This is a genomic window from Nitrosospira sp. Nsp14, assembly GCF_900113575.1.
GTDB lineage: Bacteria > Pseudomonadota > Gammaproteobacteria > Burkholderiales > Nitrosomonadaceae > Nitrosospira.
Window position 1 is genome coordinate 110,000 of the sequence record NZ_FOPV01000012.1, and the last position, 11,671, is coordinate 121,670.

At 56.2% G+C, this 11,671-nt stretch carries 11 protein-coding genes; 2 read left to right on the forward strand and 9 right to left on the reverse strand.

Annotated features, from left to right (window positions below):
- Window positions 1-74: 74 nt before the first annotated feature.
- From BM022_RS09440 to BM022_RS09450, 3 genes are all read right to left on the reverse strand, one after another.
- Window positions 75-650 (reverse strand): lipocalin family protein, encoded by a 576-nt coding sequence (locus tag BM022_RS09440; protein ID WP_091138789.1) that lies wholly within the window; start codon window positions 648-650, stop codon window positions 75-77.
- 326 nt (window positions 651-976) lie between these two features.
- Window positions 977-1,324 carry a monovalent cation/H(+) antiporter subunit G gene (mnhG, locus tag BM022_RS09445; protein WP_091138790.1) on the reverse strand — a complete coding sequence of 116 codons (348 nt, stop codon included), beginning with the start codon at window positions 1,322-1,324 and terminating at the stop codon, window positions 977-979.
- Window positions 1,321-1,602, reverse strand: coding sequence for a K+/H+ antiporter subunit F (locus tag BM022_RS09450; RefSeq protein WP_091138792.1), 282 nt, complete (start codon window positions 1,600-1,602; stop codon window positions 1,321-1,323). Before BM022_RS09450 ends, mnhG begins: the two co-directional genes overlap by 4 nt.
- Before the next feature lie 262 nt (window positions 1,603-1,864).
- Between BM022_RS09450 and BM022_RS16420 the strand changes: the two genes are divergently transcribed.
- A complete protein-coding gene (locus BM022_RS16420; protein ID WP_371264320.1) occupies window positions 1,865-2,140 on the forward strand; it encodes a tautomerase family protein in 276 nt (91 codons plus the stop codon).
- Window positions 2,141-2,259: 119 nt separating this feature from the next.
- Here BM022_RS16420 and BM022_RS09460 read toward each other — a convergent pair whose 3' ends face one another.
- Window positions 2,260-2,673, reverse strand: coding sequence for a response regulator (locus BM022_RS09460; RefSeq protein WP_091138795.1), 414 nt, complete (start codon window positions 2,671-2,673; stop codon window positions 2,260-2,262).
- Window positions 2,674-3,177: 504 nt separating this feature from the next.
- Between BM022_RS09460 and BM022_RS09465 the strand changes: the two genes are divergently transcribed.
- Entirely contained in the window at window positions 3,178-4,113 is a 936-nt protein-coding gene (locus tag BM022_RS09465; protein WP_091138796.1) for a GGDEF domain-containing protein, read from the forward strand.
- Window positions 4,114-4,282: 169 nt separating this feature from the next.
- Here the strand turns inward: BM022_RS09465 and BM022_RS09470 are convergent, their stop codons facing one another.
- The 5 genes from BM022_RS09470 to BM022_RS09490 all read right to left on the reverse strand — a co-directional run bounded on the left by BM022_RS09470 (window position 4,283) and on the right by BM022_RS09490 (window position 11,515).
- Window positions 4,283-4,771 (reverse strand): Na+/H+ antiporter subunit E, encoded by a 489-nt coding sequence (locus BM022_RS09470; RefSeq protein ID WP_091138797.1) that lies wholly within the window; start codon window positions 4,769-4,771, stop codon window positions 4,283-4,285.
- 9 nt (window positions 4,772-4,780) lie between these two features.
- Window positions 4,781-6,424, reverse strand: coding sequence for a monovalent cation/H+ antiporter subunit D (locus BM022_RS09475; protein ID WP_091138799.1), 1,644 nt, complete (start codon window positions 6,422-6,424; stop codon window positions 4,781-4,783).
- Window positions 6,421-6,765 carry a Na+/H+ antiporter subunit C gene (locus BM022_RS09480; protein WP_091138800.1) on the reverse strand — a complete coding sequence of 115 codons (345 nt, stop codon included), beginning with the start codon at window positions 6,763-6,765 and terminating at the stop codon, window positions 6,421-6,423. The genes BM022_RS09475 and BM022_RS09480 overlap by 4 nt, the downstream gene beginning before the upstream one ends.
- Window positions 6,765-9,836 carry a monovalent cation/H+ antiporter subunit A gene (locus BM022_RS09485; RefSeq protein WP_091138802.1) on the reverse strand — a complete coding sequence of 1,024 codons (3,072 nt, stop codon included), beginning with the start codon at window positions 9,834-9,836 and terminating at the stop codon, window positions 6,765-6,767. Before BM022_RS09485 ends, BM022_RS09480 begins: the two co-directional genes overlap by 1 nt.
- A gap of 659 nt (window positions 9,837-10,495) precedes the next feature.
- On the reverse strand, window positions 10,496-11,515 hold the full coding sequence (locus tag BM022_RS09490) for a KAP family P-loop NTPase fold protein (RefSeq protein ID WP_177191679.1): 1,020 nt from the start codon (window positions 11,513-11,515) through the stop codon (window positions 10,496-10,498).
- Between the last annotated feature and the right edge of the window lie 156 nt (window positions 11,516-11,671).

Below are 11,671 nucleotides of genomic sequence, written 5' to 3' on the forward strand. Positions count from 1 at the left end.
GCCTGAGTTGGACGTTTCTGGGTAGACGTTTCTGGGTGGACGTTTTTATGCAGGAAGGCGAGCGGTGGACCGGCTCAGTTTTTTAGGGGATGCATCGGGAAGGTTTTCTCACCGGCGACACTTTTTTGCTCGACATAGATCAGCTTGTCGGTGGCAAAGCCCAGCTCGCGGGCCTTCTTGATAAAACGTTCCATTGTCTTGTCGGTCACGTGCGGGGTCCGGGAAAGAAACCATAACGAATTCCTGTCCGAACTGGTTACATATGCATACTGATAGTCAGCCTCATCCAGGCCGAATACCACGTAGGAATCATAAAAAGGACCAAAAAACGATACCTTGAGATAGCCGGTCGTGGGGTCTTTCACAAAGTAGGCCTTGCCCTCCGCCGTTCGCCATTCTCTTTTTTGCGCGTCATAGCCGCGGTTGAGGACATCGATGCCACCATCGTCGCGCATGCTGTAATGAGCCGTGATATTGCTCAAACCTTTTTCATAACGGTGCTCAAGCCGGGCGATCTCGTACCACGCGCCTAGATAACGCTGGGCGTTGAAGTTCTCGACCGGGGTAATTCCCTTGGGAATACCCGCGCATCCTGCCAGCAGGACGAGGGCGAAGGCCGTTACCATGACTGCATGTAAGAATTTTCTCATGCGCTCACCTGGAAAGCTGTATCCCCGGACTCATGCCAAGTTGGTTCCAACGCAGTTGCACAAGTGGAAACATCAAGGGGAAACAGTCAGCATATGCATTAAACGGGGCCCCACGTTCGATCTTCCGTGATTATAGCTTAACCGGACGTCAGCCTGTCCCTGCTTTCGCGGGGCCGCGCCCACACATGCATTGTGCGCAACCGCCCCAATGGAACGATCCATCTTTCCTGCCGTTGCGACGCCTGTTGCGAACGCTGAATGAACAGGAATGGAAAAAATGTTGTTTTTTTTCCTGGATTTCGGCAAGAGCGTGTGAACACCGCGACTTAGGTGGGCGGCCGATCCATCGCATTCTTGCTGGTGTCTGCGCGCCTACGGTATATTCCTGCGCGCATGAGCAGCATGGTCGTCACCGGAGACGTCGCTACCACGAACAGCGTGATCAGCACCTCCTGGAACACCAGCCGCTCCGCATGTATCGAGGCAACCAGCATCGACGCCAGCAGCACGCAACCCAGGCCGAGTGTATTGCCCAGCGTTGGCGCGTGTATCCGCGCAAACAGATTGGGCAGCCTTAGCAGGCCCACCGATCCGATCAGCGTCAGCAGGGCGCCCGATACCAATAAAATTGAAGCAAGCAGATCGGCCCAGGCGGGAAGGTTATCGACGCTCATGGCTCGATCACCTCCCCGCGCAGGAGGAATTTCGCCATCGCGGCTGAGCCGACAAAACCGAACAGCGCAATCAGCAGCGCGATATCAAAAAAGAATCTGGACCCAAGCTCGATGCCGAGCGTCAACACCATTATCATGCTGTTTACATACAAGGTATCCAGTGCGAGCACCCGGTCTTCCGCGGCAGGGCCGCGCAAAAGGCGGATGGCCGCAAAGATCATTGCGAGTGCGATAGCTATCTGGGCAAGAGAGATCGCCCAGGGCAACATTGCGCTCATTCGAAAATCTCCATCAGTGATCGTTCATATCGTGCTTGACTGGAATCCGGCTTTTCGTTTCTCCGGGTATCGGCGCCGGTAAGGCGGGGAATGCCCTAGCACGTCGCGAATTCCCGTCCCAGCAGTATATGGGCATTCTTATCCTGCCGCGAGCATGACGTGGCTGGAATGGTCAATGCCGCCTCGATAGACATGCCGCATGCAACGCTCCATAGGATAGAGGGCTCGCGCGCGGCTGCGTGAACATGGTCGGGTAAAATATATTGCGCGAACCTTGCCTGGTGCGGCAATAAGGGAATGGTGGGTCAGGACGATCGACGAGATCATCGCGCCCCACGTAAAGGACAGAGGCTACGATTGGGAGGTTTCCATTGATGAAACGCCTTTCGACCTGTGGTCACTTCAAGGAGAAATTCCGCCTCCGTTTGAATCGGTGGCCGAGAAGCGATGGGTCAAGGAAAACAAGGCGAGTTCATATACGCTGGCAGAAAAACTCCCTGTTAGGCTGACCCTGACCCCGGGCTTAGCGGACCGTTAGATGTGCTTGCCGGCTGGTCATTGTCAGCCGGCCGCCCCTCCTCGAGAAGCGACCTCCAACGCGTCGAGTTAGCAAGCGCAAGCCCAGTTGCAGCTACCCACGGGATTACAATCCTTGTCTTACGGCATTTCACTGATTGTCCAGTAAGCGTCGATGGAGCGTATCACCTCCACGAATTGCCGATAGTCAACCGGCTTGGACATGTACCCGGCGATTCCCAGCCCAAAACTGCTCAGCTTGTCCTGCTGTTCTTCCGACGTCGTCAGCACGACCACGGGAATATGCTTGAGCTGCTCATCATTTTTTACCGCCCCCAGGAATTCGATACCGTTCATAATGGGCATGTTCAGGTCAAGCAGAATGATGCACGGCTTATCATTGTTTCGGTCGCGAAGATAATCGAGAGCCTCCTCGCCATTTTCGACATGGACGAGCTGGTTCGTCACCTGAATCTCGTTAAAGGCACGGGTCACGGACATTGCATCCACTTGATCATCTTCAACCAGGAGAACAGGTTTATTGTTCACTTTCATGTCATCTTTTCCGTAATTGGCGTTACAAACGCGCTTCGAGGAAGAGCATCAGAAGAATTCGCCCAGCTTGGAACAAAGCGCCGCTTCATCACGTTCGCCACCCATTCAAAGAATTCGCTGAGGGCAAGATGCAGACAAGGCCGAACGGGACAGCGTTCTGCGGCAATAAAATTGCGTGGAAAGCCGCTTCAAGCCGCAACCCGCTCATCCCAGCTCGACCCATGGATGCGCTGGCAGACTCATGTGTGTAAGGCATCGCACAGAGACTTTCGACCAAATGATCAATAATGACGCTAACATCACTCACGACTACGCAATTGAAACCGACCCACCACCTATGATCCATGGGGTGAAACGGCACGCCTGGAAAGAGTCTTAGTCCTTGTCACCTGAGCCCTGCATGCATTTCCCCAACCTCTTGCGTGCCGTCCCAATCGAACTTGTAATCGGGAGCAGCGGAACAAATCCTTCAACAACGACATCCTCGAATGACCTGAAAGCCATATGAATAATATTATCACTTCACACGACGGTTCGTCGCTCACATCGCCGGATGCCCCTGCTTCGTTGGAAAAGGCGTTGGAAAAAAGCGAGGATGTAAAGGAAAAGATGGTTGATTGCGTGACGGAGCTTTCCAGTGTCAACGAAGTGGTGAAGCAGGAGATGGCGGGTGGAATTTCAACCCGGGAGGCGAAAAAAGCATTGGCGCAAAGCGAAAGCGTGGAAGAGAAAGTGCAGGAGTGCGCGGACGAGCTTCACGAAGTCAATCAGGTTCTGGCAGAGGGAATCGGAGACAAGAATGAGATTAACCGGGAATTGAGAAAAATGGGGCGGAAGCTGGCCGCAACCCAGCATATGCTCTCCCTTGCGCAAGACGTGCTGGCGGTTGCGGAGGAGGCAGCGGAGCAGGCCGTTAAGCGAACGTTGCGTGATTTCGTTACCGGCATTCCCAATCGCGAGCTGTTCGACGACCGCCTGGACCAGGCGATTGCCCTCGCCGAGCGCGGCGGATGGTTACTGGGGGTAATGTTTATTGATCTGAACCGGTTCAAGGCGATCAATGATACGTACGGGCATGCCATCGGTGACAAGGTATTGCAGGCCGTGGCGCAGCGATTGAATGAGCAGGTGCGAAGCGGAGATACCATTTGCCGGTGGGGTGGCGACGAGTTCCTGTATCTGCTGGTGAACCCCCAGAGCAGGAAGAATATCGAGCGGATAGCGCGCAAGGTATTGAACAGTGTTTCCGAATCTCTGACCATTGACGATCTCGCGCTTTCCATCGAGCCCAGTATTGGGATCGCCGTCTACCCAACCAATGGAAATACAGCTGAGGAATTGCTGGCGAATGCGGATGCCGCCATGTACCGGGCGAAGAAAACGAAAACGGGGTACACCTTCTTTGATGACGTTCCCGGCGTGAGTACAGGCAAGTCATAATCCCGCAGCTTCCCTTTAAGGCAAAATTCGGGCTGACGATGCGAACGAGAACCTGCGAATCGAGGCGGGTACGTCCCGCGACAGGAAAGTCACAGGCGGAAAAGGCAAGGGGCAGCCAAAGCAAGGGACGGGAAAGTTGCAAGACCGGAAAGGGCAAAACCAGGCGTTGCTATTCGAAAATCTCCATCAATCTCCGTTCATAGCGATCCTTTATAGTGCGAATCCAGATCTCCTCATCGTGCAAATCCAGCACATGAATCGTCAGGTAGCGTCCGTCGGTCGAGAGGCCGGCCCAGATCGTGCCCGGTGTTGCCGTGATGATGCAAGCCAGCATTGCGAGCCCATACGGGTCGTGCATGTCGATTGGCACCTTGATGAACCCGGAATTGAAATGCCTTTTCCTCGGACCGAGAATAATCCCGGCCACCGCGATGTTCGAACGGACAATGTCCGCCAGTACAACGAAAAACAGTCCAACGGCGGTCTGCAGATGATGTGGGCGTGCCTCCAGCGGACGGATCTTTGCGGTCGAGGCAGCGGTTGCAACGGTCAGCAACACGGCGAGCGCAATCTGCCCAGGGGTAACGGAATCGTTCAGCAGGAGCCATAACCCGAACAGGATCGCCGTGAATAGTGTCAGGGATGGCCAGCGCTTCATCGCTCTCTCCTAGTCAAGGTTGCTAGAAGAAACAGGGGCTGCATGGGTGGTCAAAACAGCGTCAATATAAGCCTGGGGCGCGGAAAGGGATTCTCCGGCGCGACCCAGATAATCCATCGCGGGCCCGGTGCCGGCCACCAGCGCGACGCTCAGCAGCAGCAGCACGGCGACGGGCGCGGCTTCCGTCAGGTGCAGCCGCGGCGTCACGATCTCCTCCGAACCCCAGAACAGCCGTATGCCCATCCTGGACAATGCAATGATGCCAATCAGGCTCGATCCAAGCACCGCTCCCCATAGCATCCATATCGAGACCGGCGAGCTGCCGGGTGCGGCACCACCTTCCAGAGCAGCGGAAAGAATCAGCAGTTTGCCGATGAAGCCGGACAGCGGCGGCAGTCCAGTAACCAGCAGCGCGCATCCCAGGAAGCTCATACCCAGGAAGGCCATTGCCGCAGGTATGACAATACCGACTACCTCATCCGAAAAATCGGGATCCGGCGAATCTTCCGGGCTCAACAGGTCAGCTTGTGCCACGGCACCATCCTCTCCGGATTGCTGGGTACGCACGATCATCTCGCTCAGCATGAAAAAAGCACCCGTGGCAAGGACCGAACTTGCCAGGTAGAACAAGGCCGCGCCCTTCACCTCCGCGCCTCCGAGCCCGAGCGCCGCCAGCAGCGTACCCGCCGATGCGATGACAGAGTACGCTACCAGCCTCTGCAACTGGATAGCGGTGAGCATCCCCGCCGTGCCCATGACAAGGGTCGCGAGCCCGATACCGAAGAGCCAGCCGTGATTAAACGGCGCGGGGGCCCCCGACTCCGATCCGGACAGCAATGATCCCAGTCGCAGCAGCGCGTAGATTCCCACCTTGGTCAGGATTGAGAATATCGCCGCCACCGGGGGAGCGACAGAGCCATATGCGCCCGGGAGCCAGAAATTCAGCGGCCAGGCGCCCGCTTTAAGCAGGAACGCCACGCCGAGAATGGCCGCGCCGGTTTCAAACAGAACATGGTCTCCCTGCGCAAGTCCGGGCACACGCGCTGCCAGATCCGCCATGTTCAACGTACCGGTGACACCATAGATCAATGAAACGCCAATGAGAAATACAAACGAGCCGGCGAGATTGATGGCAATGTAATGCAGGCCGGCTTTGACGCGGGGCTGGCCCAGGCCATGCAGCAAAAGACCATAGGAGGCGGCCAGCAACACCTCTACGAATACGAACAGGTTGAACAGATCGCCCGTCAGGCACGCCCCGTTCACCCCCATGATCAGGAACTGGAACAACGTTTGGAAATGGGGCCCCATTTTCTTCCATCGGGCCTGCGCATAGATCAGGGAGGTCAATGCCAGCACTGCAGTCAGCATCAGCATTACCGCCGAGAGGCGGTCCACCACCAGCACGATGCCGAATGGGGCCCGCCATCCACCCACCAGGTACACTGCGATTCCTTCCGGCCATATGTCCGGCACCCACCCGCCCGCCACGTAGGCCAGCATGCCAGCGACTATCAAGTTCGCCAGTGTGGCCGCAAAGGCAATAATGGTCCGCTCCCTGCGCTGGGCTTCCACGAACAACAGCATTGCCGCGCCAGCCATCAGCGGCACCACCACGGGCAACACCGGGAGATGCGCTATCCAGCTATTCATGCTTCCGGGCCGCTGCCGTCGACATGATCGTTGCCGGTCAAGCCGCGGGATGCGAGCAGCACGACCAGGAATAGCGCCGTGGTCGCAAACCCGATGACAATAGCCGTCAGCACCAGCGCTTGCGGAACGGGGTCGTCGTACAGTGCCGGATCGGCCTTGCTCAAGGTTTCGATAATCGGCGCGCCGCCTATCAGCAATCGACCCATGCCGAAAATGAAGAGGTTTACCGCATACGACAGCAAGGAGAGTCCCACGATCACCTGAAACGTGCGGGGCCGCAGCAGCAACCACACGCCCGATCCGGTCAGGACGCCAATCGCCAGTGCATAGATCGTTTCCATCAACTGTCCTTGTCTGGCCGTGCCATCGCCGGAACGGTAGCGCCGGGGACGGCCGGTGGAATATGAGCCATCACGGCAGCGGGGACGGGCGCTGGTGCAGCGGCAGTATGGTCAGGAACAGCTGCACCGACGGCAGTTGCGGACGTCCGCGCCGCATGCGAAATTGCTCCCTCTGCTTCGATGTGCCCAGTACCGTGCCTGCGATGTCCGCGTCTTGACTGATGGGCCAGTGCCACCAGGATCAGCACTGCGGCGCCCACCACCAGGAGAAAAACGCCGAGATCGAACAGCAGCACAGTGGAAAGATGCATCGCGCCTATGACGGGCAGCTTGACGTCGCCCGCCACGGCTGACAAAAACGGGCGCCCCGCGGCCCACGCGGACACGCCCGCGCCCACCGCGCATAGCAAGCCCGTTGCGATCCAATAGTGCGGGTAAATACGGGTGCGCGATTCCGCCCAGGCAGTTCCGCCCACCAGGTACTGGAGAATGACTGCCGTCGCGACCACCAACCCGGCGACAAAGCCGCCACCCGGTTCATTGTGTCCGCGCAGCAGAAAAAACATCGCCACCATGCCCGAAACCGGCAGGAGCAACTGTACGATCACCGCGGGCAGCATCATCGGGCCCTCGGGCAGCAGTGCGTGCGAGTCGCGCGGCGAAACACCGGTTTCCCCATTCTGCTCCCGCTGCTGTACGGGTAACCCCATGCTTTCAATTGCCGGGCGGAACCGGCGCAACAGCGCGAAAACCGTCAAGGCCACGATCCCCACCACGGTGATCTCGCCCATCGTATCGAAGCCGCGGAAGTCGACAAGGATTACGTTGACCACGTTTGAACCGCCCGCAAGGGAAAGCGAATTCTCGATGAAAAAAGGCGAGATGCCTTCTCCCGCTTGGCGCGTCAGCACCGAATAGCTCAACGCAGCCATGCCGGACCCGGCAATGATGGCCAGGCCCAAATCCCGCAGCCGCCGCGTTTGGGCGCGAACACGCGCCTGTAGCGGGACAATATTGTCATCCACCGACTTGTAACGCCGCGGCAGCCAGCGCAGCCCCAGAAGCAGCAGGACAAGCGTCACCACCTCCACGATGAGCTGCGTCAACGCCAGGTCGGGCGCCGAAAACCAGACGAAGGTCATGCACGTGGCAAGTCCCGCTGCGCCGGAAAGGCTCAGCGCGGCAAGACGATGGTACTTTGCCTGGGTAGCGGCGCCGACCGCGCAGAACGCACCAACCAGCCATATCAATGCAAAAGCGGGTTCGATGGGAGTCACGGGTTTGTCGCCCGGGGGCAATCCACCGCTGGATAACGGAATCAATGCGGACGCGAATACCGCACCGATCAGGAGCAGCACCTGGACCTGCAGGCGCTCGGTGGACAACCATCGCAGCAGCCGCCTTGCGAAGACGTCCATTTTCTGGAGATAAAATTCGAAGAGGTGCTTGCCATCGAAGCGGTTGATGATGGGGACGACTGTAGCCCCCTGCTGGTATTTTCCCAGCGCGCGGTACAGCACCGTGCCCGCGACCATGGCTACCAGGCTCATCGCCAGCGGAAGATTCAGTCCATGCCACACTGCGAGGCTGTGGGATGGCATATTCTCTCCCATCACCGAGCTTGCCGCCATATCGAGATAAGGCCCGACGGTTTCCGCGGGAAACACGCCCACCACCAGGCAAGAGGCGACAAGCAGCGCGCTTGGGAACAGCATCCAGCGGGGCGGCTCATGCGGCTGCCGCGGCAGATCGTGGGTCGGCGGTCCGAAAAATACCTGAAGAATAAAACGCAGCGAATAGGCGACGCTCAGCGTGCCCCAGATGACAGCCATTATAGGCAGGCCGAGGCGCGTCACCAGGTTGCCGCTCACAAAGACTGTTTCCGTGAAAAACATTTCTTTTGAGAGAAAGCCGTTGAACAGCGGCACCCCGGCCATTGACGCGGCCCCAACCGCGGCAAGCGTAGCCGTGATGGGCATGGCGCGACGCAAGCCGCTCAGCCGCGACAGATCGCGCGTGCCCGTTTCGTGATCGACCATGCCGGCAGCCATGAACAGGGAGGCCTTGAATGTGGCGTGGTTCATGATATGAAAGATTGCCGCTATCAGCGCAAGCGAACTGTTCAAGCCAAGCAGGAGTGTGATCAGGCCCAGGTGACTGATGGTCGAATAGGCCAGCACGCCCTTCATGTCCCGCTGGAACACCGCCGCGTATGCGCCAAGCACCAGCGAGCAAAGACCCGCACTGCCGATTATCCAGAACCACGCCTCGGTGCCGCTCAGCACAGGCCACAGCCGGACGAGCAAAAATACGCCTGCTTTGACCATGGTGGCCGAATGCAGATAAACAGACACAGGCGTCGGCGCCGCCATTGCGTGGGGCAGCCAGAAATGAAACGGGAATTGGGCGCTCTTGGTAAGCGCGCCGAGCGCGATGAGAACCAGTACCGCCAGATACCATGAATGACCGCGAACGAGATCCCCTGAACGAAGCACGACATCCAGGTCGTAGCTGCCCGCGATGTGCCCCAGTATCAGCACCGCGGCAAGCAGGCAAAGTCCTCCGGCCGCGGTGATCGTCAGTGCCATGCGGGCGCCGCGCCGCGCGTCGTCACGGTGATACCAGTACGCTATCAACATGAAGGATGTCAGGCTGGTCATCTCCCAGAACATGACCAACTGGATAAGGTTGCCAGACAGGACCACCCCGAGCATGGCTCCCATGAAAGCCAGAAAAAAGGAGAAAAAACGGGGAACGGGATCCTGCGGGGCCATGTAGTAGCGCGCGTACAGCGCCACCAGTGCGCCCATCACGGTCACGAGCATCGCGAACAGCCAGGCAAAACCATCGAGCCGGAACGTGATCTCCAGGCCGAGGCCCGGCGCCCATTGCAACGACTGTCGAACGACTTCGCCCGCAGCCATCTGCGGATAATGAAGAACGACCAGGATGACGCAGATCACCGCGACGACGTCCACGAGCCCCGCAGCCGCATTGCGGGCATGGGAGGGCAGGAAAGCGGCGCAGAGGCTGCCCGCAAAGGGCAGGAGGACAATCCAGGCTAGCGACATGACATACTGATTGTTTTCCTCAGGGGTGAGCGGCGCGCCTGGCCGACACGCCCGACGCGCCAATTCGCTACGGATGGAGTGCGGTTAGCCAGGATCGGTGCAGCCAGGTTGAGCCGGAGGCGCCCATGATAGGCTCCGCGGAAGGGCTATCACGGCGATCTCCAGGTCAGGCAGTGTTTTACGTGCGCTTGCGGACTGGCTGCCTGAATAATATCATTTGATGATATTTTTTGACCACTTATCGAAACGAGGCCCCCGCGTGTGGCTGTGTGCTGGCGCCGTAGTTCGAGCACAGCGCCCCGTCACCGACAGAGCCAAACTTGGATTACCGATAGGTGATTACGGCACACGGGGCGACGACATGAGGAGCAGCCGACCTTACATGCACGATCGGCGATTGATCAACGGGCAACGGTCACATCTCCAACCGCTTCGCCAGACTCTGTGAGTAGTACTTGTACACCCCCACCTACGAAAAGAAGGATAGATACATCCATTATCTAAAAGTAAGTTACTACCTGATAAGGTATCTATAAGTATTAATCCCCGTTCTCATCAGAAGGTCTGAGACGCACGCTAATTACTCTAATGGTACTTATCCCCCTCACCTTATAGGAAATAATCGATTGTAGGGCTTCGTAGTGCGTTTAATTCCGTTATTAAGAGCCTACCACATTGAATTGCGTAAGTTTTTGGCAATATAGGGGTATTACATTCTGTCTGTCTATCGAAAGTCGATCCAACTCCCTTCTATATAGCTGAAAAAGATTCTTCTCCTCCTGCTCCCTAACGGCTTCAGGTTCGGCTATCAATGCATATTTAACCAATCCAAATCTTTCATCATCAGGCAGCCCGGTAATTTTAGAGACTTCCGCGTACGCAATGTTGTTGAGAGAAAGCCGCTCAAATAAAGGAGGGTCGACGACTTTAACCACAGCTAGAAAGCAAACAAGGCCGACCGGAAAAAGTTCAACCTCACCGCTGAAATTTAAAAATAAGGCAAGGTTAGTAAAGGCTTTTTCCAATTGGCGAAGGGATAAACTATAGTTCAGCGCAAGGGGTTCAATGCAACGTTGGAGATAAAGCCGATGTTTTCCCAAAAAGGCGGTTTCCAATTCGTGGAGTCGGATTAACTGACTGCAATATTTACTCACATCTGAGCTAGCCAGCTTGTTGGAGAGCTTAGGAATGGCGGTTTCAATATTAATAAACTTCTGTAAATAAACATCAGCTTTGATATCTGATCCGTAAATCGATCTGATTGATGCTTCCAACTGCTTCTTATTCATCACTAGAACGAACACCACATTCTTAACAGAAAATAGGTGTTTAATCTTTTCTATAACCTCAATAGCATAGGTTGGTTTGCACCTATCTAGCTCATCAATAATAACAACAAGGGGCTTTCCTTTACTATTTAGATACGAAGGCAGCTTGGATAACAGGGCCTTGAAAGACTGTAATAGCTCAATATCCGTCGCGTGCGAACTAAGTCGTTCCTGAATAAAGTCACCTACTACCCCAGAAGTCCCTTTTGCAAACTCATCTTTTATTACCTTAAGCCTCTCAAAATCTGTACCTGATAATGCTCCTAATGTTGCGGCCTTAACGCCCAACCTAGCTGACCATGAAAGTAACTGAATTGCGACCTTCTTAGCCTTATCTTTAAATTCGGCCACATCCTTTTCCGCCGATAAATCAGTGTGCTCATCCGCATAGCTAGTAATGGCACTAGCTATTTGTCAACGCCGGTTTAAAACTGACCCACTTTTTAGTTATTTGGCCGGAATAAAACTGACCCACCCGGACATTTAATTTTACTAAGCCTTGACCTT

Bases quoted from the DNA above. Each gene is read 5' to 3' on its own strand.
- BM022_RS09440 (WP_091138789.1), bottom strand. From the start codon at position 650: ATGAGAAAATTCTTACATGCAGTCATGGTAACGGCCTTCGCCCTCGTC.
- mnhG (WP_091138790.1), bottom strand. From the start codon at position 1,324: ATGAGCGTCGATAACCTTCCCGCCTGGGCCGATCTGCTTGCTTCAATT.
- BM022_RS09450 (WP_091138792.1), bottom strand. From the start codon at position 1,602: ATGAGCGCAATGTTGCCCTGGGCGATCTCTCTTGCCCAGATAGCTATC.
- BM022_RS09460 (WP_091138795.1), bottom strand. From the start codon at position 2,673: ATGAAAGTGAACAATAAACCTGTTCTCCTGGTTGAAGATGATCAAGTG.
- BM022_RS09465 (WP_091138796.1), top strand. From the start codon at position 3,178: ATGAATAATATTATCACTTCACACGACGGTTCGTCGCTCACATCGCCG.
- BM022_RS09470 (WP_091138797.1), bottom strand. From the start codon at position 4,771: ATGAAGCGCTGGCCATCCCTGACACTATTCACGGCGATCCTGTTCGGG.
- BM022_RS09475 (WP_091138799.1), bottom strand. From the start codon at position 6,424: ATGAATAGCTGGATAGCGCATCTCCCGGTGTTGCCCGTGGTGGTGCCG.
- BM022_RS09480 (WP_091138800.1), bottom strand. From the start codon at position 6,765: ATGGAAACGATCTATGCACTGGCGATTGGCGTCCTGACCGGATCGGGC.
- BM022_RS09485 (WP_091138802.1), bottom strand. From the start codon at position 9,836: ATGTCGCTAGCCTGGATTGTCCTCCTGCCCTTTGCGGGCAGCCTCTGC.